Source organism: Streptomyces sp. HmicA12 (assembly GCF_000373565.1).
Classification (GTDB): domain Bacteria; phylum Actinomycetota; class Actinomycetes; order Streptomycetales; family Streptomycetaceae; genus Streptomyces.
In genome coordinates, this window is record NZ_KB891809.1 from 369,628 (window position 1) to 396,318 (window position 26,691).

The following is a 26,691-nucleotide window of genomic DNA, read 5'->3' on the forward strand; positions in this document are numbered from 1 at the left end:
TACCCTCTGCGGTGACATACGAAGAAAGGCTGAGCATGAGCACGTATGACCTCCTTGTCGTGGGGTCGGCCAACGCCGACCTGGTGGTGGGCGTCGAGCGGCGCCCCGGCGCCGGGGAGACCGTCCTCGGCTCCGACCTCGTGGTCCACCCGGGCGGCAAGGGCGCCAACCAGGCGGTGGCCGCCGCCCGGCTCGGCGCGCGGACGGCGCTGCTCGCGCGGGTCGGCGACGACGGGCACGGGAAGCTGCTGCGCGAGTCGATGGAGTCGGCGGGCGTGGACACCTCGGGCGTCCTCGTCGGCGGCGCCCCGACCGGGGTCGCGCTGATCACCGTCGACCCGTCGGGCGACAACAGCATCGTGGTGTCGCCGGGTGCGAACGGGCGGCTGACGCCGGACGACGTGCGGGCGGCCCGCGAGCTGTTCGCGGCCGCGCCGGTGGTCTCCACGCTCCTGGAGATCCCCCTCGACACGGTCGCCGAGGTGGCCCGCTCGCTCGCGGACGGGGCGCGGCTCGTCCTCAACCCGTCGCCGCCCGCGCCGCTGCCGGACGAGGTGCTCGCGGCCTGCGACCCGCTGATCGTCAACGAGCACGAGGCGAAGGTCATTCTCGGTACGGAGCTCGGCGACGCCCCCGAGGACTGGGCGCGGCAGCTGCTCGCGCTCGGCCCGCGCTCGGTCGTCATCACGCTCGGCGCCGAGGGCGCGCTCGTCGCGGACGCCGACGGTGCGGAGCGCGTGGCCTCGGTGAAGGTCAAGGCCGTGGACACGACGGGTGCGGGCGACGCCTTCACGGCGGCGCTGGCCTGGCGGCTCGGGACCGGTGCGTCGCTGGCCGAGGCCGCCGCGTACGCGGCCCGGGTCGGCGCCGCCGCCGTCACCAAGGAGGGCGCGCAGGCCTCGTACCCGACGGCGGACGAGGTGGCCTCGCTGTGAAGCGCGGCGGCATACTCAACCGCCATCTGGCGGGCGCCATCGCCGAGTTGGGGCACGGGGACGGGGTGCTCGTGTGCGACGCGGGGATGCCGGTCCCGGCCGGGCCGCACGTCGTCGACCTCGCCTTCCGGGCCGGGGTGCCGGCGTTCGCCGAGGTGCTCGACGGGCTCCTGGACGAGTTGGTCGTGGAGGGCGGGACGGCGGCCCACGAGGTGCGGGCCGCGAATCCGTCCACCGCGGAGCTGCTCGACGAGCGCGTCCCGTCACTCTCCTTCGTCACGCACGAGGAGCTGAAGGTGCTGTCGGCGTCGGCGAAGCTCGTCGTACGGACCGGGGAGGCACGGCCGTTCGCGAACGTGCTGCTGCGGTGCGGAGTGTTCTTCTGAGGTGCCGGGCCCGCTCCGGGCCCATGCGGAACCGACGAGGGGCCCGGTCCGCGGACCGGGCCCCTCGGGCCTTCCCCCTCCTGCGTCGGAACCTCTCGATCCCCCCAGATCTCCCCTCCCCAAAGGTTCCGACGCAACGTACGACCCGCCTGGCGCCCGAAAGGTTGCACGGGGTTGCCGAAAATTCTTGAGAGAAGCGGAATCCTTGGGAGCGCGAAGCTTTCAGGGGGCGCAAGTCCGACCACTCACGCCCCCTGAGGCCCGTGCGAAGGGTCTACGCGGCGTGCCGCGTGAACCGCTCGGCGGTCTCGGCGAGGACCTCGCGGCCGTCGCGCGCCCACAGGCCGTCGTTGAACAACTCGACCTCGACGGGTCCGGCGTAGCCGTGCTTCTCGACGAGCGCGCGCCAGTACCGCATGTCGATCGCGCCGTCGCCGATCTGGCCGCGCCCGTTGAGGACGCCCTCGGGCAACGGCGTGGTCCAGTCGGCGAGTTGGAACGTGGCGATACGTCCCTGGGCGCCGGCCCGCGCGATCTGCGCGGGCGCCTGGTCGTCCCACCAGATGTGGTACGTGTCCACGCAGACGCCGACCTGGTCCGCCGGGAAGCGTTCGGCGATGTCCAGGGCCTGGGTCAGGGTGGAGACCACGCAGCGGTCGGACGCGTACATCGGGTGCAGCGGTTCGATCGCCAGCCGCACACCGCGCTCGGCGGCGTAGGGGGCGAGGACGTCGATGCCCTCGGCGATCCGCTCGCGGGCACCCACCAGGTCGTACGAGCCGGGGGGCAGGCCGCCGGAGACCAGGACCAGGATGTCCGTGCCCAGGGTCACCGCCTCGTCGACGGCGCGCTTGTTGTCCTCGATCGCGGCCGCGCGCTCGGTCTCGTCGAGGGCCGTGAGGAAGCCGCCCCGACAGTGCGTGGTGACGGTCAGTCCCGCGTCGCGCAGCAGCGCGGCCGCCTTCTCGACGCCGTACGTCTGGACGGGCTCGCGCCAGGTGCCGACGTTACGGACCCCCAACTCGACGCATGCGTCGGCGAGTTCGGGCAGGCTCAGCTGCTTGACGGTCGCCTGGTTGATGGAGAACAGCGGGTCGGCGGTCACTTCGTCACTCCGTACAGGGCGAGCAGCTGCTTCATGCGGGTCTCGGCCAGCTCCGGGTTCGGGAACAGGCCGAGGGTGTCGGCGAGTTCGTAGGCGCGCGCGAAGTGCGGGAGCGAGCGCGCCGACTGGAGGCCGCCGACCATCGTGAAGTGCTCCTGGTGGCCGGAGAGCCAGGCGAGGAAGACGACGCCCGTCTTGTAGAAGCGGGTCGGCGCCTGGAAGAGGTGGCGGGACAACTCGACGGTGGGGTCGAGGAGTTCGCGGAACCCCTTCGCGTCACCCGTGTCCAGGACCCGCACGGCCTGCGCCGCGAGCGGGCCCAACGGGTCGAAGATGCCGAGCAGGGCGTGGCTGAAGCCGCGCTCGTCGCCCGCGATCAGTTCGGGGTAGTTGAAGTCGTCCCCGGTGTAGCAGCGCACCCCCTTCGGCAGGCGGCGGCGCAGGTCGACCTCGCGCTGGGCGTCGAGCAGCGAGACCTTGATGCCGTCGACCTTGTCCGGGTGCGCGGCGATGACCTCCAGGAAGGTCTCGGTCGCGGCGTCCAGGTCGGCGGAGCCCCAGTAGCCCGCCAGGGCCGGGTCGAACATCGGGCCGAGCCAGTGCAGGACGACCGGCTCGGACGCCTGCCGGAGCAGGTGGCCGTAGACGTCGAGGTAGTCCTCAGGGCCCTTCGCGACGGCGGCGAGGGCGCGGGACGCCATGAGGATCGCCTGCGCGCCCGTCCCCTCCACGAGCGCGAGCTGTTCCTCGTACGCGGCCCTGACCTCGGCCAGGTCCTTGGCGGGCGCGGTGAGCTGGTCGGTGCCGACGCCGCAGGCGATGGCCCCGCCGACGGCCTTCGCCTCGGCCGCGGACCGCCGGATCAGCTCGGCGGCGCCCGCCCAGTCCAGGCCCATGCCGCGCTGCGCGGTGTCCATGGCCTCGGCGACGCCGAGGCCGTGCGACCACAGGTGGCGGCGGAAGGCGAGGGTGGCGTCCCAGTCGACGGCGGCCGGGGAGTCGGGGGTGGTGTCGGCGAACGGGTCGGCGACGACGTGTGCGGCGGAGAAGACGACACGGGAGGCGAGCGGGGCGCCGGTGTCGAAGGTGAGCGGCGTGGCGCGCGGCTCGTACGCCCTCAACTCACCGTTCGGGGAGGGAAGATGAAGGGTCACAGCGAGATCTCCGGGACGTCGAGGCGGCGGCCCTCGGCGGACGACGCCAGGCCCAGCTCGGCCATCTGCACGCCACGGGCGCCCGCGAGGAGGTCCCAGTGGTAGTCGGCGCCGGCGTAGACGTGCTTGAGGAAGAGCTCCCACTGCACCTTGAAGCCGTTGTCGAACTCGGTGTTGTCCGGGACCTCCTGCCACTGGTCGCGGAAGGAGTACGTCGCCGGGAGGTCCGGGTTCCAGACCGGCTTCGGGGTGGAACTACGGTGCTGGACGCGGCAGTTGCGCAGACCGGCGACGGCCGAGCCCTCGGTGCCGTCGACCTGGAACTCGACCAGCTCGTCGCGGTTGACGCGCACGTCCCACGAGGAGTTGATCTGCGCGACGATGCCGCCCTCGATCTCGAAGATGCCGTACGCGGAGTCGTCGGCGGTGGCGTCGTAGGGCTTGCCGTTCTCGTCCCAGCGGGTCGGGATGTGGGTGGTGGCGAGCGCGCTGACGGAGGTGACGCGGCCGAACAGCTCGTGCAGGACGTACTCCCAGTGCGGGAACATGTCGACGACGATGCCGCCGCCGTCCTCGCTGCGGTAGTTCCAGGACGGACGCTGCGCCTCCTGCCAGTCGCCCTCGAAGACCCAGTAGCCGAACTCGCCGCGCACGGACAGGATCCGGCCGAAGAAGCCGCCGTCGATGAGGCGCTTCAGCTTGAGCAGGCCCGGGAGGAACAGCTTGTCCTGGACCACACCCGACTTGACGCCCTTCTCGCGCGCCAGGCGGGCCAGCTCGATGGCGCCGTCCAGGCCGGTGGCGGTGGGCTTCTCGGTGTAGATGTGCTTGCCGGCGGCGATCGCCTTCTTGAGGACCTCCTCGCGGCCCGAGGTCATCGCGGCGTCGAAGAAGATGTCGACGCTGTCGTCGGCGAGCACGGCGTCCACGTCGGTGGAGATGTTCGCCTCGTCCAGGCCGTGCCGCTCGGCAAGGGCCTTCAGCGCGTGCTCGCGGCGGCCGACGAGGACCGGCTCGGGCCACAGGACCGTGCCGTCGCCGAGGTCGAGTCCGCCCTGCTCGCGCAGCGCGAGGATGGAGCGGACGAGGTGCTGGCGGTAGCCCATGCGCCCCGTCACACCGTTCATGGCGATGCGCACCGTCTTGCGTGTCACGTGAGTCCCTTCGTCCAGCCGTGCGGCCAGTCGGCCACCGAGGCCCGGCGTACGCGAATCGGCGCCTGCCGGATGTTCGATATCCCGTAGCAAGCGCTTTCTACCTGAGAAGAAGCTAGCCTCTGCACAGCCGCTCGGACAAGAGCGGGTTCCGGGCGGATACAGCCGGATACGAGCCGGACACCAGCGGAGGATGACTCGATGACCGTGACCCTGGCGGACGTGGCCGCTCGCGCGCAGGTGTCCCCCGCCACCGTCTCGCGCGTGCTGAACGGCAACTATCCCGTCGCCGCGTCCACCCGCGAGCGGGTCCTGAAGGCCGTGGACGAGCTGGACTACGTGCTCAACGGTCCGGCGAGCGCGCTCGCGGCCTCCACCTCCGACCTGGTCGGCGTCCTGGTGAACGACATCGCGGACCCCTTCTTCGGGATCATGGCGTCCGCCGTGCAGTCGGAGATCGTCGGTCCCGGCGGGCGGGCGGGCGGCGAGCGGCTCGCGGTGGTCTGCAACACGGGCGGCTCCCCGGAGCGTGAGCTGACCTATCTGACGCTGCTTCAGCGCCAGCGCGCGGCGGCGGTCGTGCTCACCGGCGGCGCGATCGAGGACGCGGCCCATGTGGCCGCCGTGGCGAACAAGTTGCGGCGGCTCGCGGAGGCGGGCACGCGGGTGGTGCTGTGCGGGCGGCCGCCGGTGCCGGACGCGGACGCGGTGGCACTGACCTTCGACAACCGGGGCGGGGGAAGGGAACTGACGGAGCATCTGCTCGCGCTCGGGCACCGCAGGATCGGCTACGTCGCCGGGCCCGAGGAGCGCACGACGACCCGCGACCGCCTGGAGGGCCACCGCGAGGCGCTGGCCGGCGCGGGGGTCACGGAGTCGGACGGCCTGGTGGCGCACGGCCCCTACGACCGCGCGGCGGGCTACGCGGCGACGACCGAACTCCTGCGCAAGGACCCGGAGTTGACCGCCGTGGTGGCCGCCAACGACACGGTGGCGCTCGGCGCGTGCGCGGCCCTGCGCGAGGCGGGCCTGCGCATCCCCGAGGACGTCTCGGTGGCGGGCTTCGACGACCTCCCGTTCAGCGTGGACGCGGTCCCCGCGCTGACGACGGTCCGCCTCCCGCTGGCGGAGGCGGCGGCGCGGGCGGGCCGGATCGCGATGGGGCGGGAGGCGGCGCCGGCCGGTGGCGTGGATGTCGTGCGGGGGGAGCTGATGGTGCGGGGGTCGACGGGGGCGCCGCGGCGCTGAGTGGCCGAGGGGGCCGGGCGGCTCAGGGCGCGTCCCGGGCGCGTCGGGGGCGCGTCGGGGTGGTGCGGCAGCAGGTGCGTCTGCGGCCCGGCGGGTGGCTTCTCGCGCCGTGCTCCGCGCCCCTGAAGCATGCGCTGCGCGCAGCTTCCTCTCAAGGCCGCGGGCCTCCAGGGACGCAGGCCTCCAGGGGCGCGGGGAACGGCGCGAGAAGCCACCCGGCCGCCGCCCGACGACGAAACCGGCCTTCAGGGGCGCGGGGAACTGCGCGGCCGACCCCCACCGGACCCGCGCCCGGCGACGGATGCGCATCGACACTCGGCCTCCGGCAGGGCCGAACCCGAACGACCACCCCCGCCGGAAGGCAACCCTGGCCGCCCCAATTCACTGGCCCACGCGGCCGCGCACCCGTAACGTCGCCCGCCATGGACAACTCCAAGGACCTGCCGCCCCGCCTCACCCGGCTCACCTTCCACGGTCCGCTTTCCGAGGCGCGGGCCGCCGGGATCGTCGACAGGCTCGCGAAGGCGCAGCCCACCACCGTGCTCGACATCGGCTGCGGCTGGGGTGAGCTGATGCTGCGGGTGCTGGACGCGGTGCCCGGGGCGCGCGGGCGCGGCGTCGATCTGAACGGGGACGACCTCGCCCGGGGCCGGGCGAACGCCAAGGAGCGCGGGCTCGCGGAGCGCGCCGAGTTCGTGGAGGAGTCCGCCACCGAGGCCGGGCTCGGCACCGCCGACCTCGTCATCTGCCTCAGCTCCAGCCACGCGCTCAGCAGCGCCCAGCCGCCCCTGCACACCACCGAGGCGCTGCGCGCGCTGCGCCGGATCGTCACGCCCGGCGGCCGGGTGCTGCTCGCCGAGGGGTACTGGCAGCGTCCGCCCACCGAGGCCGAGTTGGGCGCGATGTGGCCGGACGCGCGGCCCGACGAGTACGACGACCTGGCCGGGCTCGTGGACCGTGCCGTCGAGGCCGGGTTCCGGCCCGCCTGGATCGAGACGGCGAACCGTGACGAGTGGGAGGAGTTCGAGTCCGGCTACCAGTCGGACGTGGAGGAGTGGCTGGCCGCGCACGGCGACCATCCGCTGGCCGAGGAGACCCGGGAGCGGGTGGAGCGGCACCGGGCGAGCTGGCTGCGCGGCTACCGCGACGTGCTCGGGATCGCCTACCTCACCCTGGTGCCCGTCGAGTCCGTGGGCTGACGCACGGCCCCTCAGGCCAGGAGATCGACGGTCACCCCGACCCCGCGCCGCTCCGCCTCCTCGTACGCCCGCCACGCCAACGCCAGGTCCTGCCAAGGGAGTCCGACGGGGGCGTAGACCGTGCGGGCGTCGGGGGCGGCAGCGGGGCACCGGGACTCGGCGTTCAGCATCTCCCCCAGGGTCGTCGCCCCGGCCAGACCCAGCGTGCCCAACACCCCTGAGCGCCGGGCCAGTTCACGGTCGTCCACCACCAGGTGCGCCGCGCCCAGCAGGTCGGGGCCCAGCTCCAGCTTGCCCGGCTCGTCCGCGCCCAGGGTGGTGAAGTGCTGCCCGGGACGCGCGTCGGCGAGGCCGAGCAGCGGGGTGCGGGACCAGGTGGCCAGGAGCACGATGTCGGCCGCGCGGGCGATCGCCGCCGGGTCCGGCAGCGTACGGGCACCGTGCCGGGCCGCGAACTCCCGCGCCCGGAGCGGCTCGACGTCCTGCACCCATACCTCCCCGACCTCCCGCAGCGCCCGCAGCCCGCGCAGCATCACCTCCGCCTGCGCGCCCGCGCCGATCACCCCGACCGACGTCGCGTCGGGCCGGGCCAGCGTGTGCGTACCGAGCGCGGCGGCGAGCCCGGTCCGCCAGGCCGTGACCGTCGCCGAGTCGAGAAGGGCGAGGAGGTCCCCGTCGACCCCGCTGTACAGACAGACGACGCCGCGCAGGGCGGGGCTCGCGGCGGGGAACTTGGCGTTGACCTTCACCGTGTAGGCGGGAATGCCAGGGAGCACACCGGGGATGAGGGCGGTCGCCGTACCGGGAAAGGGCAGCTCGGCGATCACCCGGTGCGCCTCTCCGCCCGTGCCACCAGGCGCGGCCGTGCCCCGGAAGCCCGCGGCCAGCACCTCGACACAGGCGGCCGGGTCCAGCAGGGCCAGGAGGTCACTGCGGCTGAGGATGCGCGTCATGGGGCGATCATCCCAGCGCGGCCGCGGGCACGCTCGGCCCGCGCCCGGTACCCGCCGCGCCGCTCCATGGGCGTACGGCGGGTACCGGACCTCGCGCGTGGCGGGTCTACACGTGCGGGCGGCGGCCGTGCTCCTGCTCGGGGAAGGACTGGTCCGCGCCCGGCAGTGTCGGTTTGGGCAGGGTGGACACGTCTTCCTTGGCCTGGGCCAGTTGCTCGGCGGTGTTGTCGGGGAGCCGCGGCGCGCGGGGCCGGGCGTGGGAGAAGCGGAACGCCGAGGTGAGGTCGCCGAAGGTGTCGCGGCGCCAGTCGGTGATGTTGGGTTCCTCGACGCCCGTGAACTTCTCCAGGAACTGGAGCGCCGAGGTGTGGTCGAAGGTCTCGGAGGCGACCCAGCCGCCGACCGTCCACGGCGACACGATGATCGCGGGGACGCGGAAGCCGCCGCCGATGGGCAGGCCCTTGACGAACTCGTCGGCCGTGCCCGCCGCGGGCGTGGGCGGGGTGACGTGGTCGAACAGGCCGTCGTTCTCGTCGTAGTTGAGGATGAAGGCGGTCTTCGCCCACACCTTGGGGTTGCTGGCTATCGCCTCTATCTTCTGGGCGACGAAGTCCGCGCCGGCGGCCGGGAGGTAGTCCGGGTGCTCGGACTGGTAGCTCGTCGGCATGATCCAGCTGACGGCCGGGAGGCGGTCGTTGCGGGCGTCGTCCTCGAAGGTGCCCTCGGGCTGCGGACGGACGCCGCGCTCGTAGAGGTCGGAGCCGGGCTGCGCGTTCTTGAAGCTCGCGAAGTTCTCCAGCATGTTGCAGCCGTAGTCGTCGTCCTGCTGGTAGACCTTCCAGCTGACCCCGGCGGCCTGGAGGCGTTCGGCGTACGTCGTCCAGCGGTAGGGCGAGGGCGCCGTGTTGTTGAGGATCGGGCCGCCCTGGGTGCCGCCCGGGTCGATGGTGCCCGTCATCCAGTAGAGGCGGTTGGGCCAGGTCGGGCCGAAGACCGAGCAGAAGTAGTGGTCGCAGATGGTGAAGGTCTCGGCGAGCGCGAACTGGAAGGGGATGTCCTTACGGGTGTAATAGCCCATCACGTAGGGGCCGTTGACGCCGTCGGCCTTGCGGTGGGCGGGCAGCCACTGGTCCATCTTCCCGTTGTTCCACGCCTCGTGCTGGACCGACCAGGCGTGGCTCGTGGAGGGGATGGCCTGGGCGCTGGTGGAGTGCGTGTCCAGGTGGAAGGGGAGGAGATACCCCTTCGGGTTCTCGGTGTCGGGCTGGTAGAAGACCGACCGGCCGGTGCTCAGTTTCTGCGCGTGCGGGTCGTTGAAGCCGCGTACGCCCTTGAGGGTGCCGAAGTAGTGGTCGAAGGACCGGTTCTCCTGCATGAGCATCACGACGTGCTCGATGTCGCGCAGCGAGCCCTTGCGGGGCGGGCCCGCCGCGACCGCCTTCTGGACGCTGGGCGGGAGGAGGGAGAGCGCCGCGGCGCCGCCCACGGCGCCCGCCGCAGAGCCGAGGAGTCTACGTCGCGTCAGTTCGGCCATGAGGGATCTCCTGTCGTTGCGGATGCCGGTGCGAGCGGCTGGTTCGGGCATGCCAACGGCCCGTGTGCGACGGGCCGTTGGGATCACTGTGCGCCGCGGGGAATGTGGCGCGGAGGGGGCGGCGGGTGAAATCGCGGCCAACGTGCGGGAGGGGTTTGGCCAACCCGTGAACCGCCCTTGAGCTGCGCCCGAACCGCTATACCTGCCATATACACGGACTTGACCCGGGGGCTCGCGGGACGGCCCGGCGAGGCACCCCGGTGCCCGATCCGTGGACGCGGCGCCGCCACGGGCGTACGTTGAGCGGCGCCAGAACCTCTGACTGAGTCAACTGTTCGCGCAGCGAGGTGAACCGAGGTGACTTGCCCATGACCGTCCAGGACATCCGGTCCTTCAACCGCTTCTACACGAACGTGATCGGGGCGCTGGACTACAGCCGCCACCTGTACGCCCCGTACACGCTCACCGAGTCCCGCGTGCTGTACGAGCTGGCGCACGCGGAGAAGGTCGACGCCGCCGACCTGCGCACCCAGCTCAATCTCGACGCCGGGTACCTGAGCCGCATCCTCGGCAAGTTCGAGCGGGAGGGGCTGGTCGAGCGCGGGTCGTCGGAGAAGGACTCCCGGCGCCGCCGCATCACGCTCACCGCGCGCGGCCGCACCGCCTCGGAGCTGCTCGACGAACGCACCCGGGAGACGATGGGCACGCTCCTGGCCACGGTGCCGAGCGCCGACCGCGAGCGGCTGTCCACCGCGCTGCGCACCGTCCGCGAGATCCTGGGCGACGGCCGCGCCGCCCCGCACCCCGACAACGTGCTGCTGCGCGAGCCGGGCCCCGGCGACCTCGGCTGGATCGTCTCGCGCAACGCGGCGCTCTACGCGGCCGAGTTCGGCTGGAACACGGACTACGAGGGCCTGGTCGCGCGCATCGTCGCCGACTTCGCCGAGGACCACGACCCGCACCTGGAGCGGGTGTGGATCGCCGAGCTGGACGGCCGCCCGGTGGGCTGCGTGATGTGCGTACGCGACGAGGCGCCCGGCACGGCACGCCTGCGGCTGCTCCTCGTGGAGCCCGAGGCGCGCGGGCTCGGCATCGGCGACCGGCTGGTGCGCGCCTGCGTCGACTTCGCGCGCGGCGTCGGCTACCGCGAGATGGTGCTGTGGACGAACGACGTCCTGAAGTCGGCCCGCTCCGTCTACCAGCGGCACGGCTTCGTCCTGATCGGCGAGAAACCGCACCGCTCCTTCGGCGTCGACCTCATCGGGCAGGACTGGAAGATGGCCCTCCATAGGACGGCGGAGTGACGGGTAGGGTCCGCAGCATGAAGCTGGCGTTCTCCACTCTCGGTGTCCCTGGTCTCCCTCTCGACGACGTCCTGCGTCTCGCCACCACGCACGGCTATCACGGCGTCGAACTGCGCGCGCACCCCGAGGAGCCGGTCCATCCGGGCATCACCCCGGGCGAACGGGCCGACACCGCTGCCCAGTTCAAGGCGGCCGGGGTCGAGGTGCTCGGCATCGCCGGGTACGCGCGGGTGGCGGCGCCCGCCGCGGACGACGGGCCGGTGCTGGACGAGATCCGCGAACTGGTCGACCTGGCACGCGACTTGGGGGCGCCGTACGTGCGGGTCTTCCCGGGCGGCGGTGACGAGCAGAGCGCCGAGGAGGCCGACGCCACGGCCGCCCGCCGGCTCGGCGTCGTCGCCGAGTACGCGGCGGACCGCGGGGTACGGGTGCTGCTCGAGACCCACGACTCGCACCGCACCGGCGCGGACGCCTCCCGCGTCGTCGGCCCGGTCGGGCACCGCAACGTGGGGGTGCTGTGGGACGTGATGCACACCTGGCTGGGCGGCGAGCAGCCCGCGGCCTCCTTCGCCGCGCTCTCCCCCTACCTCGGCTATGTCCAGGTCAAGGACATCGCCGGTGCCGACGACAAGACGCCGCTCGCGCTCGGCGCGGGGGTGCTGCCGCTGGCCGAGTGCGTGGAGGTGCTCAGTCGGGAGGGCTGGGACGGGTGGCTGTGCTGGGAGTACGAGGCCCGCTGGTACGAGTCGGCCGCGCCGCTTTCCGGGTTGCTCGGTGCGGGGCGTGAACATCTGGCTCGGCTGCTGAACGAGTCGGCGTAGGGGCGGTCGGCGGGTTCGTCGCCGGGTGCGGGTGGGTGGGGGCTGGTCGCGCGGTTCCCCGCGCCCCTCAAAGATCTGCGTCTGCCTCGTTGCTGCTTCGTCGCGATCCGACGGCCGGTGGTCCTGCTGCGCGCAGTTCCCCGCGCCCCTGAAACGAGCTCCGCTCGCTCAGGGGAAGGCTGCGCGCAGCGCATGCCTCAGGGGCGCGGGTAACCGCGCGAGAAGCCCCAGCGGCCCGCGGCCGGCGACGGACGGTGCCCGGCAGACGGAGCCCCGCACCCAACGACGTCAGGCCCACCCCGGCCACCAGCAGCGCCGCCGCGACCCACCTGAGCGGGCTCACCGGCTCTCCCAGGAACAGTGCGGCCGACGACATCCCGAACACCGGCACCAGCAGCGAGTACGGGGCGACCGTCGACGCGTCGTAGCGGCGCAGCAGCCGGCTCCAGGCGCTGAAGCCGAAGAGCGTCGTGACGAGGGCGACATAGACGATCGCGCCGATACCGGGCGCGTCCAGGGACGACAGCGCGCGGGCGTCCCGCGCCGGGCCCTCGAAGAGGAGCGACAGCGCGAGCAGCGGGAGCACCGGGACCGCGCTCGACCACACCATGAAGTTGAACGGGGCCGAGGGCGACGCCTTGCGGGTCAGGACGTTCGAGACGCCCCAGAACGCGGCCGCGACGAGGACCAGCGCGAAGGCGCCGAGCGGACCCGTACCGCCCTCGCCGGTCTCGTCGAGCGCCGCGACCGCGATGCCCGCGAGCGCCACCGCCATGCCCGCCACCCGCACCGGGCGCGGCCGTTCGCCCAGGAACGCGAAGGCGATGAGCGCCGTGAAGACCGCCTGGACCTGGAGCACCAGGGAGGACAGGCCCGCCGGCATGCCCGCGTTCATGCCGACGAAGAGCAGCCCGAACTTGCCGACACCGAGCGCGAGCCCGACCCCCGCGATCCAGCGCCACGGCACGCACGGCCGCCCGACGAGGAACACCGCGGGCAGCGCGGCCAGCAGGAAGCGCAGGGCGCAGAAGAGCAGCGGCGGGAAGTGGGCGAGGCCGATGTCGATGACGACGAAGTTCACGCCCCACAGGGCGGCGACGAGCACGGCGAGGCCGGTGTGCGCGGGTTTCATGCGTCGAGGATCACTCCGCACGACTGTGTAGCACCAGCGAAGTCTGCTGCATGGTGGGATGAAGCACTGCTAACGAAAGACGGTCAGAAGGAGACGCGATGCTGGATCTTCAGCGGCTGCGCGCGCTGCACGCCGTCTCCGTGCACGGCTCCGTGGGCGCCGCGGCGTCCGCGCTCGGTTACACGCCGTCGGCGATCTCGCAGCAGATCGCGAAGCTGGAGCGGGAGACCAGGACCGTCCTGCTCGAACGCGAGGGGCGGGGCGTCAAGCTCACCGAGGAGGCCCGCCAACTCGCCGCGACCGCTCATGAGTTGATGGCCGTCCTGGAGCGCGCCGAGACGGAGCTGGAGCAGCGGCGCGGGGTGCCGGCCGGGCTGCTGACCGTCGCCGCGTTCGCCTCGGCGGCGCGGGGGCTGCTGCCCGCGGCGCTCGCCGATCTGGCCGGCCGGTATCCCGCGCTCGACGTCCGCCTCACCGAGGTCGATCCGCATCTGTCGGTCGACCTCGTGGCGAAGGGGGCCGTCGATCTCGTCGTCGCCCACGACTGGGACATCGCCCCGCTGCCCGCCCCGGCCGGGGTCGAGCAGGCCGTGATCGGGGACGACCTGTGCGATCTGCTGGTGCCGGCCGGGCATCCGCTGGCCGGGCGGGACGCCGTGCGGCGCGAGGAGCTGGGCGGGGAGCGGTGGGTGTCGCAGCCGCCGGGGCGGGTGTGTCACGACTGGCTGGTGCGCACGATGCGCTCCGCGGGGTTCGAGCCGGAGATCGTGCACCGGGCCGACGAGAACCCGACGCTGGTCGCGCTCGTCGCGGCCGGGCTGGGGGTCGCGGTCATTCCCCGGCTCGGGCGGGGGGCGTTGCCGGGCGGGGTGGTCGCGGTGGGGCTCGATCCGATGCCGCGGCGTCGGTTGTACGCGTTGTGGCGGGGCGGGAGTTCTCGGCGGCCCGCGATCGTGGCCACCGTCGACGCGTTGCGCGCCCAGGGGCGCGTCTGCCTCGTGCGGTAGTTCACCGGGTGCGGGTGGGTGGGAGTTCTCGCGCCGTTCCCCGCGCCCCTGTTCGCCTTCGCATCTGCCCGGTTCCAGTCCCGTGGGCGACTGCGGCCCGGCGGTCCAGCTGCGCGCCGTTCCCCGCGCCCCTGTTCGCCTTCGCGTCTGCCCGGTTCCAGTCACGTGGGCGACTGCGGCCCGGTGGTCCAGCTGCGCGCCGTTCCCCGCGCCCCTGTTCGCCTTCGCATCTGCCCGGTTCCAGTCCCGTGGGCGACTGCGGCCCGGCGATCCTACTGCGCGCCGCTCCCCGCGCCCCTGGAGCGAGCTTCGCTCGCCCAGGGGAAGCTGCGCGAAGCGCATGCTTCAGGGGCGCGGGGAACTGCGCGACCAGCCATCCACCACCCGCACCCGCCCACGAGACAGCCCCGTCACGGCGCGTGGCCGTCTTTCAGGGGCGCGGGGAACTGCGCGAGAAGCCCCGCCGGGCCGCGGCCGCCCACCCGGCAGCAACCCGCAACGGCGAGCGGCCGCGCCCACGGGCGTACCCGCACAACCCACCAATCACCCCACCCAATCTCCGCCCCCCACGCACCGACTTCGCGGAACCTTCAAAGAAACGGGAACCCGGGCCGAGCCCCGGCCGTCCAATGGACACGCTGCCGATGAGTCTCCGCGGTGCGGTGTCGGCCTCGCTGCTGGCTGCGAACGCTGACCACCCTCTCCGCCGCACGCGGCCGGCAGCACGCCGCCACCGGCGCGCCCCCCTCCAACAGCGCCGGTGGCGGCCCCTTTCCACGCCAAGTCCCTTGACTGGCAGAAACTTTCCACATAACCATGACGCGCGGAAGTTTCCTTCAGTGCCCCATGTACGTGCCCCGCCCCTCCCTCCGGAAGGAGCGCAAGTGCACCACCTCTCCAGACGTACGCTGCTCGCCGCCACCACGGCGGGCGTCGCCGCGACCGCCCTGAGCGCCGCACCCGCCCAGGCGTCCAAAGCCCCCTCCGACAAGACCCTGAAGAAGATCATCTCCGGGATGTCCCTGGAGGAGAAGGTCGGTCAGCTCTTCGTGATGCGGGTGTACGGCCACTCGGCCACCGCCCCCGACCAGGCCGACATCGACGCCAACCTCAAGGAGATCGGCGTCCGCACCGCGGCCGAGCTGATCGACAAGTACAAGCTCGGCGGCATCATCTACTTCGCGTGGGCGCACAACGTCCGCGACCCGCACCAGATAGCCGACCTGAGCAACGGCATCCAGCAGGCCGGTCAGCAACTCCCCTCCCGCATACCGTTGTTGGTGGCCACCGACCAGGAGCACGGCATCGTCGCCCGGGTCGGCAAACCCGCCACCCTGCTCCCCGGCGCGATGGCCCTCGGCGCGGGCGGATCGCGCAAGGACGCCCGGCAGGCCGGGCAGATAGCCGGCGCCGAGCTGCGCGCGCTCGGCATCGTGCAGGACTACGCGCCCGACGCGGACGTCAACGTCAACCCGGCCAACCCGGTGATCGGCGTCCGCTCCTTCGGCGCCGACCCGCAGGCCGTCGCGGAGATGGTGGCCGCCCAGGTCAAGGGCTACCAGTCGGCCGGGATCGCCTCAACGGCCAAGCACTTCCCGGGACATGGCGACACCGCCACCGACTCCCACACCGGGCTCCCCGTCATCACGCACACGCGCGAGCAGTGGGAGCAGCTGGACAGGCCGTCCTTCGAGGCCGCGATCGCCGCCGGCATCGACTCGATCATGACGGCCCACATCGTCGTACCGGCCCTGGACCCGGCCGAGGACCCGGCGACCCTCTCGCACCCCATCCTCACCGGCATCCTGCGCGAGCAGCTCGGCTACGACGGCGTCGTCATCACCGACTCGCTCGGCATGGAGGGTGTGCGCACGAAGTACGGCGACGAACGCGTCCCGGTCCTCGCGCTGAAGGCGGGCGTCGACCAGCTGCTCAACCCGCCGACCCTGGACGTCTCCTGGAACGCGGTCCTGAAGGCCGTACAGACCGGTGAGCTGACCGAGGCCCGGCTCGACGAGTCGATCCTGCGCATCCTGCGGATGAAGGCGAAGCTGGGGCTCTTCAAGGACCCGTACGTCACCCATCGCGGCGTCGACCGCACGGTGGGGACGCACGCGCACCTGGCCGCGGCCGACCGGATCGCCGAGCGCACCACCACGCTCCTGGTGAACAAGGAAAGGCTGCTGCCACTGTCCCGGCGCACCCACAAGAACATCCTCGTCCTCGGCGCCAACCCGGCCTCGCCCTCGCTCAGCGACGGCCCGCCGACCACCGTCCTCGGCACCGCCCTCACCGAACGCGGCTTCTCCGCCACGGTGCTGGCGACCGGGACCGCCCCGGCCCAGGCCGTCATCGACCAGGCCGTCGCCGCGGCCGCGGGCAAGGACGCCGTGCTCATCGGCACGTACAACGTGACCGCGGGCAGCGCCCAGCAGAAGCTGGTGAACGCCGTGGCCGCGACGGGCGTCCCGGTCGTCACGCTGTCGATGCGCAACCCGTACGACGTCGCCCAACTGTCCGCCGCCGACGCGCATCTGGCGGCATACTCCTGGATCGACGTCGAACTGCGGGCCGCGGTGCGGGTGTTGACGGGCGCGGCCGACCCCCGGGGCAAGCTGCCGGTTCCGGTGCAGAAGGCCGACGACCCGGCGCAGGTCCTCTATCCGATCGGGTACGGACTGACGTACTGACCGCCCCGCGGACAGGGCGGGTCCCGTACCGCCCTGTCCGTAGGGGGCGTACGCCCACATCACCGGCGCACCACCCCCGACCGACGCAAAGCCCGTTGCGCCCCTGGCGCGTACTCGCCTCCGCAGGTCACGCTAGATGGGCATATCGGGGGGATTGCCATGCGTGCGCGGTCGATCGGGGTGATGTGCGCGGTGCTGTTCGCACTCGCGCTGTCCGGATGCCAGGGGTCGTCGAGGGACGATCCGGAGCCGCCGCCCGCGACCCCGACCCGCTCGCCGTCCGGGTACGGGGCGTTCTTCCTCGCCGTGGACGAGTGCAGTTCGCGGGGGCGTACGTCGTTCGCCGAGGTGCCGTGCCGCAGCGAGAGCGCCGTGGCCCGGGTGATCGCGCGCCACGACGGCGACGCGGCCGGGGGCCCGGTCTGCCCGGCCCGCACCGACTTCGTGCTGCACATCAGCGAGAACCGCCCGGCGGCGAGCGGCTCCGACGGGCCCTCGCCCACCGCGGGAGCCGTGGCCCGGGGCTATGCCTGCATGCGCAACCTGGAGACACCGCACCCCGGCGACCCGGGCGCCGGGGGTGGGCCGCGCACCATCGTCGGCGACTGTGTGTACGCGGCGGGCGAGGGGCAGGTCCGCGAGACCGCCTGCGACGGCTCGGGCGAGCAGGCGCCGCAGTACCGGGTGACGTCGGCGGTACCGGCCCGCGCGCAGTGCCCGGCGTCGACGGCGCTGTACGTGGCCCTGGGCGGGGCCAGGCCGGTGGGGTGCGCGGAGAAGGTGTGAGGGAACGGCGCGAGGCCGGGGGCCGCCCCGGTGTGCGGGACGGCCCCCGGCCTCGTTCCACTGCCGTGGAGGACCGGCAACTACCGCGTCACGGACGGAGCTTGAACTGCTTCGCCCCGTCGACCCGGTCCAGCTTCGCGTCGTGCGGCGCCTTCGCCGTCGTACCCGAGAGGCCCGCCCAGGCGAGGATCCGCTCGGTGGCGAGCGCCTTGTCGTCGGCGTTCAGCGCGGCGACGTTCGCGCCGTGGTTGGCGTGCGGCGCGGTCATCACGTACGAGTCCCGGGTACCGGAGCCGAGGCGGAAGCGCTCGGCGCCCCACGGGTCGTTGTCGCCGTACACGTACAGCATGCGCGCGGCGTGGTGGCGCACCCAGCCGTCCACGTCGGGCATGGCCCGCCGGTCGAACTTCATGGGGATGGAGCGCGGCACGAAGTTGCGCGGCGGCTGGTAGCCGTAGCGCGACAGCTTGCCGAGCCAGGGCTGCTTGATGTCGGGCGACCCGAGCTGGGTGCCCGCCTGGTAGTAGTACGGCGTGTACTGCTCCAGGCCCTGGTCCGCGTAGGAGGACCAGCCGCCGACCGCGTCGACGTAGTCGAAGAGCGCCTGGTCGGTGACGGTCGCCGCGTCGGGGACGTCGGCGCACGCGGACTCCGGCTGGTACTGCCAGAAGCCCCACACCAGGTCGAGGACGGTCGCCTCGTACGCCTTGTCCAGCGAACCGACCGTGTTCACCGTGTAGTTGTTGGCGGCGAGGTACTCCTTGTACTTCGCCTCCAGGGCGTCACGGCGCACCAGCGTCTCGCGCTGCACCTTCTGCAGGGCGACGCGGCAGTCCTTCGGGCCGACGTTCGCGAGGAACGTGTCGTACGCGGAGTCCTCGTCGTTGACGACGTCGTTCGGGGCGACATAGGCGACGACGCCGTCCATGTCGCGCGGGTAGAAGCGCTCGTAGTACGTGGCGGTCATGCCACCCTTCGAGCCGCCGGTGGTCAGCCAGTTCTGGCCGTAGACCGGCTTGAGCGCGCGGTAGATGCGGTGCTGGTCGCTGGCCGCCTGCCAGATGTCGAGCTTCGACCAGTCGGCGGGCTGCGGCCGGGACGGCGTGAAGAAGCGGTACTCCACGGAGACCTGGTTGCCGTCGACGATCCGGGTGGGCTCGCTGCGCGAGGGGTTCGTCGAGACGTTGTAGCCGCTGGTGAACATGACCGTCGGGCGGCTGACGTCCTTGTGCAGCACCGTGATGCGCTGCTGGAAGGTGCCCTTGGACGGGTGCCGGTGGTCGACCGGCTGGGTGTAGTTGAGGACGAAGTAGCGGTAGCCGGTGTACGGCTTCTCCTCCACGAGGCTCATGCCGGGTACGGCGAGGAGCCGGTCCTTGATGTCGGTGGTACTGGTGGCGGCGGACGCTTCGGCGCCGGCGGCGGTGGCCGTCGCGGTGCCGAGCGCGCCCGCCGTGCCTATCAGCACGACGAGCGACAGCAGCCATCTGAGCGCTTTGTGCATGCACCCTCCCCTGGAGACACACGAGTGACAAAACTGCCCCGGAAACTATCGGAGCAACTCGCGTACCACCAGAGGTATGTGGTGTCCGCTCAGCGCATCAGCACAGAATCCAGCCCGAGCTGACCGATTTCGACCCCACCTTTCCCTTCACCCACACGCAGCGGTGCCCCGCGTGCACGGTGACGGGCCCCGCGTGGTGGGTGTAGCGGCCGCCGTCGACGACCGCCCGGTTGCCGCGGGCCTGGACGCTGACCGACATGTACTGGCGGGTGCCGGTGCGCTTGGGGTAGGTGACGGCGCAGACGTAGCCGCGGCTCTTGTAGACGACGGTCCTGCCGGTGGCGAACGACAGGGTGCGGACCTTGTGCCCGCCGCACAGCGCGGCGGCCTGCGCGCTGCCCACGGCCGGTCCGCCGATCACCAGCAGCCCCGAGCCGAGCAGTGCGGTCAGGGCGAGCGCGAGCAGTCGGCGCGGCCCGCCCGTGGCTCTCTCTCGTCGCAACACAGCCCCCTCCCGTCACATCGGCATCAGCGTACTGATGAACGGACGCGCCACACAGGTCGCACGGTTGCGCGAAATCGGGACATCACGTCGCCGTGCCGACCGTGGCCGCCTCGTCCTCGCCGATGAACGTCCGCCACAGCCGCGCGTACTTCCCGTCCAGCCGCAGCAGCTCGTCGTGCGTGCCGTCCTCCGCGACCCGGCCCTGATCCATCACCACGACGCGGTCCGCGCGGGCCGCTGTCGTGAGGCGGTGGGCGACGACCAGGGTCGTGCGGCGGCCGGCGAGGCGGTCGGTGGCCTGGTTGACCTGGGCCTCGGTGGCCAGGTCGAGGGCGGCCGTGGCCTCGTCGAGCAGCAGGATGTCGGGGTCGACGAGCTCGGCGCGGGCCAGGGCGATCAGCTGGCGCTGGCCGGCGGAGAGGTTGCGGCCGCGCTCGGCGACCCCGTGCAGATAGCCGCCCTCCAGCGTGGCGATCATCTCGTGCGCGCCGACCGCGCGGGCCGCCGCCTCCACCTGGGCGTCGGTGGCGTCGGGGCGCCCGTAGGCGATGGCGTCGCGGATCGTGCCCGGGAAGAGGTAGGCCTCCTGCGGGACGACGCCGAGCCGGTGCCGGTACGAGGTCAGGTCGAGGTCGCGCAGGTCGGTGCCGTCGACGGTGACCCGGCCGCCGGTCGGGTCGTAGAACCGGGCGACCAGCTTGACCAGCGTCGACTTGCCCGCGCCGGTCTCGCCGACGAAGGCGACGGTCTGCCCGGCGGGGATCCGCAGCGCCACGTCGCGCAGGGCCGCCTCTTCTTCGGACGCGGACCCGCCGTACGCGAACTCGACGTCCTCGAAGGCGATCTCGCCGCGCAGGGACAGGACGTCCAGCGGCTCGGCGGCACCCTTCGTCGAGGTCGGCTCGCGCAGCAGTTCCTGGATGCGGCCGAGCGAGACGGTGGCCTGCTGGTAGCCGTCGAAGACCTGGGAGAGCTGCTGCACGGGGGCGAAGAACAGGTCGATGTAGAGCAGGTACGCGACCAGGGCGCCGGTCGTGAGCGTGCCCGCGTCCACCCGGTGCGCGCCCACCACCAGCACGGCGGCGGCCGCCACCGACGACAGCAGCTGCACGAAGGGGAAGTAGATCGAGATCAGCCACTGCCCGCGGGTGCGGGCGCTGCGGTAGCTGTCGCTGCCCGCCGCGAACCGCTCGCCGCCGTCCTTCTCGCGCCGGAACGCCTGCACGATGCGCAGCCCGGCGACGGTCTCCTGGAGGTCGGCGTTGACGACGGAGACTCGCTCGCGCGCCAGCTCGTACGCCTTGACGCTGGAGCGGCGGAAGAAGAACGTGCCGACGATCAGCGGCGGCAGCGTCGCGAACACGACGAGCGCGAGCTGTACGTCGATGACGAGCAGGGCGACCATGATGCCGAAGAAGGTGACGACGGAGACGAACGCGGTGACCAGGCCCGTCTGGAGGAACGTCGACAGCGCGTCGACGTCCGTCGTCATCCGGGTCATGATCCGGCCGGTCAGCTCCCGCTCGTAGTAGTCGAGCCCGAGCCGCTGGAGCTGGGAGAAGATCTTCAGGCGGAGCGAGTACAGGATCCGCTCGCCGGTGCGTCCCGTCATCCGCGTCTCGACGGTCTGCGCGGACCACTGCACGAGCACGGAGACCAGCGCGAGCGCCGTGGCGGCCCACACGGCGCCGAGCGCGAGCTGCGAGACGCCTTCGTCGATGCCGTGCCGGATGAGGATCGGCAGGAGCAGCCCCATCCCCGCGTCGATGACGACCAGGCCCAGGCTGATCAGCAATGGAGCCCCGAAGCCGCGCAGCAGCCTGCGCAGCCCGTACGACTCCTCGGCCGTGACGGCCCGCGCCTCGTCGACGTCGGGGGTGTCGGTGGCGGGCGGCAGCGCGTCCACCTGCGCGAGGAGCTCCGGGGTCGCGGGCATCCCGGACAGCGCGGTGTCCTTCGGCTCGCGGTCGCCCGTCCACAGCCTGGGGGTGACCCCGCGCTCGGCGTCGAACTCGGCATCGAGCTCGTCCCGCACGGAGGTGTCCTCGGCGGGCGCCGTCGGCAGGGCGTGTCCCGGGGAGACGCCGCCCAGCTCGTCCGGGTCGGTCAGCAGCCGCCGGTACAGCGGGGAGTTCTCCTCCAGCTCGGCGTGCGTGCCGATCGCGGCGAGCCTGCCGCCGTCGAGGACGGCGATGCGGTCGGCGAGGTTCAGGGTGGAGCGGCGGTGCGCGATGAGGAGGGTCGTGCGCCCGGCCATGACCGACCGGAGCGCCTCGTGGATCTCGTGCTCGACGCGGGCGTCCACGGCGGACGTGGCGTCGTCGAGGACGAGCAGCCGCGGGTCCATGAGGATGGCGCGGGCGAGCGCGACGCGCTGGCGCTGGCCGCCGGAGAGGGTGAGCCCGTGCTCGCCGACCCTGGTGCCGTAGCCCTCGGGCAGCTCGGCGATGAACCGGTCGGCCTGCGCGGCGCGCGCGGCGGCCTCGACCTGCTCGTCGGTGGCGTCCGGAGCCCCGTACGCGATGTTGGCGCGCACGGTGTCGGAGAAGAGGAAGGAGTCCTCCGGTACGAGACCGATCGCGGCCCGCAGCGAGGCGAGGTTCAGCTCGCGCACGTCGTGGCCGCCGATGAGGACGGCGCCGTGCGTGACGTCGTAGAAGCGCGGCAGGAGGAGCGAGACGGTCGACTTGCCGGAGCCGGAGGAGCCGACGACGGCGAGGGTCTCACCGGCGCCGATCTCGAAGGAGAGCCCGTTCAGGACGGCCCGGCCGTCGCCGCCCGCGTACTCGAAGGCGACGTCGTCGAACTCGACGGTCGCCGGGGCGTCGGCCGGGAGCTCCTTCGTGCCGTCCTCGATCGACGGCTCGGTGTCGATGAGTTCCAGGACGCGCTCCACGCCCGCGCGGGCCTGCTGCCCGACCGTCAGCACCATGGCGAGCATGCGCACGGGCCCGACGAGCTGCGCGAGGTAGGTGGAGAACGCGACGAACGTGCCGAGGGTGACCTGGCCCTTCACGGCGAGCCAGCCGCCGAGGGCGAGCATCGCGACCTGCCCGAGAGCGGGCACGGCCTGGAGCGCGGGGGTGAACTTCGAGTTCAGCCGGATGGTGCGCAGGCGCCCGGCGAACAGCTTGCGCCCGACCTCCCTGAGCTTCCCGGTCTCCTGCTCCTCCTGCCCGAAGCCCTTCACGACGCGGACGCCGCTGACGGCTCCGTCGACGACCCCGGCGACGGCGGCGGCCTGCGCCTGCGCGTACCAGGTGGCGGGGTGCAGGCGGGAGCGGCTGCGCCGGGCGATGGCCCACAGGGCGGGGGCGACGGCGAGCGCGACCAGGGTCAGCGGCAACGAGAGCGACGCCATGATGCCGAGGGAGATGAGGAACAGCAGGATGTTCCCGATGGTCATCGGCAGCATGAAGAGCAGGCTCTGGATGAGCTGGAGGTCGCTCGTGGCGCGGCCGACGACCTGGCCGGTGGACAGCTCGTCCTGACGGCGGCCGTCGAGCCGGGTGATCGTCCCGTACATCTCGGTGCGCAGGTCGTGCTGGACGTCGAGGGCGAGCCGCCCGCCGTAGTAGCGGCGGACGTACGTCATCACGTACACGACGACGGCCGCCGCTATCAGCGCGCCGGCCCACGGGCCCATGGACTTCGAGTGGTCCCCGATGACGTCGTCGATGATCACCTTGGTGATCAGCGGGACCAGCGCCATGACGGCCATGCCGCCGAGCGAGGCGCCGAGCGCGAGCACGACGTCCTTGGGGTAGCGCCAGGCATAGCCCGCGAGTCTCCTCGCCCAGCCCTGTCCGCCCGCTTTGTCCGCCGTCACTCCGCCGCCTCTCGCTCACCTGCCGTTGTGCCCTGAGGGCCAACGCGGGCGGGAGCGGATTTCATCCCGCCGCAACAATTCCGCGGTCCGCCGGCCGATCCACAGGTGGCGCCCAGCTTCGGCACAGGCCTCGCCCAAGCGTCCCGCGCACAGTGCTCTGGTGACCTCTGCGATCGAACCGCTCCCCCACGCTCCCGCCCCGCCGCCGCCGACGGCCGCGCCGACCGTGCACCGCGCGCCGCGCTGGTCGCTGCCCGCGCTGCTCGGCATCCTGGCGCTCGCCGCGGTGCTGTACGCCTGGAACCTGTCGTCGAACGGCCTCAACAGCTTCTACAGCGCCGCGATCTACAGCGGCACGCAGAGCTGGAAGGCCTGGTTCTTCGGGTCCATCGACGCGGGCAACTTCCTGACCGTGGACAAGCCCCCGTTCGCGCTGATGGTGATGGGCCTGTCCTGCCGGATACTCGGCTTCGGTACCTGGCAGATGATGCTGCCGCAGATCGGGGCCGGGCTCGGCACGATCTGGATCCTGCACTCCTCCGTGAAGCGGGTGTGGGGCCACGCGGCCGCGGCGATCGCCGCGCTGGTGCTCGCCCTGACCCCGATCACCGTCGCGATCAACCGGGACAACAACCCGGACACGATCCTGGTGCTCCTGATGGTGGGCGGCGCGGCCCTCGCGCTGCGCGCCACCCGGGGCGGCAGGCTGCTTCCGCTGCTCGGCGCCGCCGCGTGCTTCGGCCTGGCGTTCAACACCAAGATGCTGCAGGGCTACATCGCGCTGCCCGCGGTCTTCGCCGTGTACCTGTACGCCTCCCACCTGGGCTGGGCGAGGAAGGCCCGCGACCTGGCGCTGGCCGCCGTGGTGCTCGCGGTCTCCAGTTTCTGGTGGGCCACGGCCGTCTCCCTCGTCCCCGCCGACGACCGGCCCTACATCGGCGGCTCGACGGACGGCTCCGCCTGGGACCTGATCATGGGCTACAACGGCCTGGGCCGGGTCCTCGGCGGCGAGGGCAACGGCGGGGGCGGCGGAGGCGGAGGCTTCTCCGGCGCCGCGGGCCTCGGCCGGCTCTTCAACGACACGCTCGGCGGCCAGATCTCCTGGCTGATCCCGTTCGCGGCGATCGCCCTCGTCGGCGGTCTGGTGCTGCGCGGCCGCGCCCCGCGCACCGACCTCACCCGCGCCGCGCTCGTGCTGTGGGGCGGCTGGCTGGTGCTGCACTACGTCACCTTCGCCACCGCCGAGGGCACCATGCACCCGTACTACACGACCGCGGTCGTGCCCGGCATCGCGGCGCTGTGCGGGGGCGGCGGCATGATGCTGCTCCGTGCCTTCCGCGACGACAGGCGCTGGGCGTGGGTGCTGCCGGTCGCGCTCGGCGTCACCGGGATCTGGTCGGTCGTGCTGCTGCGCCGCGCGTCCGGCTGGAACGGCTGGCTGTGGCCGGTCGTCGCCCTCGTCACGGCGCTCGCGATCGCGGGCCTGCTCGTCTTCCGTACGGCGTCGGGGCAGCGGCTGCGGCTGTTCGCGGCGGCGGTGGCGGCCGCGGTCGTCGCGTCGGTGGCGGGCCCTGCGGCCTACTCCTTCGCGGAACCGTTCTCCTCCGGCGGGGACGGCGGCATGGGCGGTACGAACCCGACGGCCGGGCCCACGACGGGCGGCGGCATGGGCGGACCCGGCGGCGGGGGCCGCGGCGGCTTCCCCGGCGGCGGCGAGATGCCCGGCGGCGGACAGCGGCAGGGCTCGGGCCAGGGCAACCAGGAAGGCGGCATGCCCGGCCAGGGCGGCATGCCGAGCCAGAACGGCCAGGGTGGTCAGAACGGCCAGAACGGCCAGAACGGCCAGGAGGGCGGCGGCCCGCCGAACGGCAACAGCGGCGGCGGCTTCCCCGGCGGCGGGGACATGCCCGGTGGCCAGGCGGGCGGCGAGATGCCCGGGGGCGGTGAGATGCCCGGCGGTGGACAGCAGGGCGGCTCGCAGGAAGGCGGTTCGCAGGAGGGCGGCGGTGCGAGCGGCGGCCCCGGCGGCGGCATGGGCGGCCCCGGCGGGGGTGGCGGCATGGGCGGCAGCGTCGACAGCGACCTGATCTCGTACCTGGAGAAGCACCAGGACGGCGCCGAGTGGCTGCTCGCGGTGTCCAATTCGCAGAGCGCGGCGCAGATCATCCTCAGCACCAAGAAGCCCGTCATCTCCATGTACGGCTTCACCGGCTCGGACAAGGGGATGACCGTCGCCAAGCTCAAGAAGCTGGTCAAGAGCGGTCAGTTGCACTACATCCAGGTCGGCGGGGGCGGCATGGGCGGCGGCAACGACGTCAGCTCCGCGGTCACCGCGTGGGTGCAGAAGCACGGCACGAAGGTGAAGGCGAGCGCGTACAGCAAGAGCTCCGAGAGCAGCGGGAGCGAAAGCGGCGGCGAAAGCGGCGGCGAAAGCGGAAGCGGCTCGGACACCTCCCAGTCGCTGTACCGCCTCGACCCGTCCGACCTGGAGTAGCCCGGCAACACGACACCTCACAAGGGCCCCTGACGATTCGTCAGGGGCCCTTGCCCGATACCCGATCGACTCCGAACGTTCACCCGAGCACCACGTGTCCATGCCAAAATCCGGGTCACCCAAGTCAACCCGCGTAGAACGGACGGACACCCCACATGCCCGGAACCCACATACGCACGCGCACCCTCGCCCTCACGGCCGCCGCGCTCCTGGCCACGGTCGCCCTCCCCACCGCGACGGCGCACGCGGACACGTCCTACGACGACACCTACTACCAGGACGCGGTCGGCAAGTCCGGCACCGCTCTCAAGGACGCCCTCCACACGATCATCAGCGACCAGACGAAGGTCTCGTACGACGGCGTCTGGAACGCCCTCAAGGTCACGGACCAGGACCCGGCCAACAGCTCCAACGTGATCCTGCTCTACAGCGGCCTCTCCCGCTCGAAGTCCCTCAACGGCGGCGACAGCGGCGACTGGAACCGCGAGCACGTCTGGGCCAAGTCCCACGGCGACTTCGGCACCGCGACCGGCCCCGGCACCGACCTGCACCACCTGCGCCCCGAGGACGTCACCGTCAACGCGATCCGCGGCAACCTCGACTTCGACGAGGGCGGCAGCGCGGTGAGCAACGGCGGCGGCAGCAAGGTCGACTCCGACTCGTTCGAACCGCGCGACGCCGTCAAGGGCGACGTGGCCCGCATGATCCTCTACATGGCGGTGCGCTACGAGGGCGACGACTCCTTCGCCGACCTGGAGCCCAACGAGAAGGTGAACAACGGCAGTTCGCCCTACATCGGCAAGCTCACGGTCCTGAAGAAGTGGAACGACGAGGACCCGCCGGACGCCTTCGAGGAGAACCGCAACCAGGTCATCTACGACGACTACCAGCACAACCGCAACCCGTTCATCGACCACCCGGAGTGGGTCGAGTCGATCTGGTAGACCCGGC

The 26,691-nt window shown here is 72.4% G+C and carries 20 protein-coding genes; 11 read left to right on the forward strand and 9 right to left on the reverse strand.

The genetic code is table 11. The features are described from left to right. Nucleotides 1–35: 35 nt before the first annotated feature. Together B072_RS0119590 and rbsD are read left to right on the forward strand one after the other, a co-directional pair. A complete protein-coding gene (locus tag B072_RS0119590; protein WP_026246040.1) occupies nt 36–935 on the forward strand; it encodes a ribokinase in 900 nt (299 codons plus the stop codon). Continuing rightward, nucleotides 932–1,321: a D-ribose pyranase gene (gene rbsD, locus B072_RS0119595; RefSeq protein WP_018531672.1), complete on the forward strand. Its 390-nt coding sequence runs from the start codon at nt 932–934 to the stop codon at nt 1,319–1,321. Before B072_RS0119590 ends, rbsD begins: the two co-directional genes overlap by 4 nt. A gap of 274 nt (nt 1,322–1,595) precedes the next feature. Here the strand turns inward: rbsD and B072_RS0119600 are convergent, their stop codons facing one another. The 3 genes from B072_RS0119600 to B072_RS0119610 are packed head-to-tail and all read right to left on the reverse strand — an operon-like array spanning nt 1,596 to nt 4,734. Beyond that, entirely contained in the window at nt 1,596–2,426 is an 831-nt protein-coding gene (locus B072_RS0119600; protein WP_018531673.1) for a sugar phosphate isomerase/epimerase family protein, read from the reverse strand. Then, nucleotides 2,423–3,580 carry a dihydrodipicolinate synthase family protein gene (locus tag B072_RS0119605; protein WP_018531674.1) on the reverse strand — a complete coding sequence of 386 codons (1,158 nt, stop codon included), beginning with the start codon at nt 3,578–3,580 and terminating at the stop codon, nt 2,423–2,425. The genes B072_RS0119600 and B072_RS0119605 overlap by 4 nt, the downstream gene beginning before the upstream one ends. After that, the gene (locus B072_RS0119610; protein ID WP_018531675.1) at nt 3,577–4,734 is read right to left on the reverse strand and encodes a Gfo/Idh/MocA family protein; all 1,158 of its coding nucleotides are present in this window, start codon (nt 4,732–4,734) and stop codon (nt 3,577–3,579) included. Before B072_RS0119610 ends, B072_RS0119605 begins: the two co-directional genes overlap by 4 nt. 201 nt (nt 4,735–4,935) lie before the next feature. Here B072_RS0119610 and B072_RS0119615 point away from each other — a divergent pair, with 201 nt between their 5' ends. Together B072_RS0119615 and B072_RS0119620 are read left to right on the forward strand one after the other, a co-directional pair. Further along, nucleotides 4,936–5,982, forward strand: a complete 1,047-nt coding sequence (locus tag B072_RS0119615; RefSeq protein ID WP_018531676.1) for a LacI family DNA-binding transcriptional regulator — start codon at nt 4,936–4,938, stop codon at nt 5,980–5,982. A 422-nt stretch (nt 5,983–6,404) separates the two neighbouring features. Beyond that, complete coding sequence (locus tag B072_RS0119620) at nt 6,405–7,181, forward strand: SAM-dependent methyltransferase (RefSeq protein ID WP_018531677.1); 777 nt, start codon at nt 6,405–6,407, stop codon at nt 7,179–7,181. Between the two features lie 11 nt (nt 7,182–7,192). On the opposite strand, the gene B072_RS0119625 is transcribed toward B072_RS0119620, so the two are convergent. Both B072_RS0119625 and B072_RS0119630 read right to left on the reverse strand, forming a co-directional pair. Continuing rightward, nucleotides 7,193–8,134, reverse strand: coding sequence for an ornithine cyclodeaminase family protein (locus tag B072_RS0119625; RefSeq protein WP_018531678.1), 942 nt, complete (start codon nt 8,132–8,134; stop codon nt 7,193–7,195). Nucleotides 8,135–8,240: 106 nt separating this feature from the next. Next, a complete protein-coding gene (locus tag B072_RS0119630; protein ID WP_018531679.1) occupies nt 8,241–9,668 on the reverse strand; it encodes an alkaline phosphatase family protein in 1,428 nt (475 codons plus the stop codon). A gap of 368 nt (nt 9,669–10,036) precedes the next feature. On the opposite strand from B072_RS0119630, the gene B072_RS0119635 reads away from it, so the two are divergent. Both B072_RS0119635 and B072_RS0119640 read left to right on the forward strand, forming a co-directional pair. After that, nucleotides 10,037–10,972 carry a bifunctional helix-turn-helix transcriptional regulator/GNAT family N-acetyltransferase gene (locus B072_RS0119635; protein WP_018531680.1) on the forward strand — a complete coding sequence of 312 codons (936 nt, stop codon included), beginning with the start codon at nt 10,037–10,039 and terminating at the stop codon, nt 10,970–10,972. A gap of 17 nt (nt 10,973–10,989) precedes the next feature. Further along, nucleotides 10,990–11,793, forward strand: coding sequence for a sugar phosphate isomerase/epimerase family protein (locus B072_RS0119640; RefSeq protein ID WP_018531681.1), 804 nt, complete (start codon nt 10,990–10,992; stop codon nt 11,791–11,793). 67 nt (nt 11,794–11,860) lie between these two features. Here B072_RS0119640 and B072_RS43545 read toward each other — a convergent pair whose 3' ends face one another. Further along, a complete protein-coding gene (locus tag B072_RS43545; protein WP_018531682.1) occupies nt 11,861–12,925 on the reverse strand; it encodes an EamA family transporter in 1,065 nt (354 codons plus the stop codon). 98 nt (nt 12,926–13,023) lie between these two features. Between B072_RS43545 and B072_RS0119650 the strand changes: the two genes are divergently transcribed. The 3 genes from B072_RS0119650 (at nt 13,024) to B072_RS0119660 (ending at nt 17,408) form a co-directional block, all read left to right on the forward strand. Continuing rightward, the gene (locus tag B072_RS0119650; RefSeq protein WP_018531683.1) at nt 13,024–13,932 is read left to right on the forward strand and encodes a LysR family transcriptional regulator; all 909 of its coding nucleotides are present in this window, start codon (nt 13,024–13,026) and stop codon (nt 13,930–13,932) included. Nucleotides 13,933–14,816: 884 nt separating this feature from the next. After that, on the forward strand, nt 14,817–16,622 hold the full coding sequence (locus B072_RS0119655) for a glycoside hydrolase family 3 protein (RefSeq protein ID WP_018531684.1): 1,806 nt from the start codon (nt 14,817–14,819) through the stop codon (nt 16,620–16,622). A 159-nt stretch (nt 16,623–16,781) separates the two neighbouring features. After that, nucleotides 16,782–17,408 carry a hypothetical protein gene (locus B072_RS0119660; protein WP_018531685.1) on the forward strand — a complete coding sequence of 209 codons (627 nt, stop codon included), beginning with the start codon at nt 16,782–16,784 and terminating at the stop codon, nt 17,406–17,408. 88 nt (nt 17,409–17,496) lie between these two features. Here B072_RS0119660 and B072_RS0119665 read toward each other — a convergent pair whose 3' ends face one another. From B072_RS0119665 to B072_RS0119675, 3 genes are all read right to left on the reverse strand, one after another. Further along, nucleotides 17,497–18,912: a S28 family serine protease gene (locus tag B072_RS0119665; RefSeq protein WP_018531686.1), complete on the reverse strand. Its 1,416-nt coding sequence runs from the start codon at nt 18,910–18,912 to the stop codon at nt 17,497–17,499. 97 nt (nt 18,913–19,009) lie between these two features. Continuing rightward, nucleotides 19,010–19,417, reverse strand: a complete 408-nt coding sequence (locus B072_RS0119670; RefSeq protein WP_018531687.1) for a hypothetical protein — start codon at nt 19,415–19,417, stop codon at nt 19,010–19,012. An 82-nt stretch (nt 19,418–19,499) separates the two neighbouring features. Further along, complete coding sequence (locus B072_RS0119675; protein WP_026246041.1) at nt 19,500–23,246, reverse strand: ABC transporter ATP-binding protein; 3,747 nt, start codon at nt 23,244–23,246, stop codon at nt 19,500–19,502. A gap of 160 nt (nt 23,247–23,406) precedes the next feature. Here B072_RS0119675 and B072_RS0119680 point away from each other — a divergent pair, with 160 nt between their 5' ends. Both B072_RS0119680 and B072_RS0119685 read left to right on the forward strand, forming a co-directional pair. After that, nucleotides 23,407–25,740: a glycosyltransferase family 39 protein gene (locus tag B072_RS0119680; RefSeq protein ID WP_018531689.1), complete on the forward strand. Its 2,334-nt coding sequence runs from the start codon at nt 23,407–23,409 to the stop codon at nt 25,738–25,740. A gap of 155 nt (nt 25,741–25,895) precedes the next feature. After that, nucleotides 25,896–26,684: an endonuclease I family protein gene (locus tag B072_RS0119685; protein ID WP_018531690.1), complete on the forward strand. Its 789-nt coding sequence runs from the start codon at nt 25,896–25,898 to the stop codon at nt 26,682–26,684. Nucleotides 26,685–26,691: the final 7 nt, after the last annotated feature.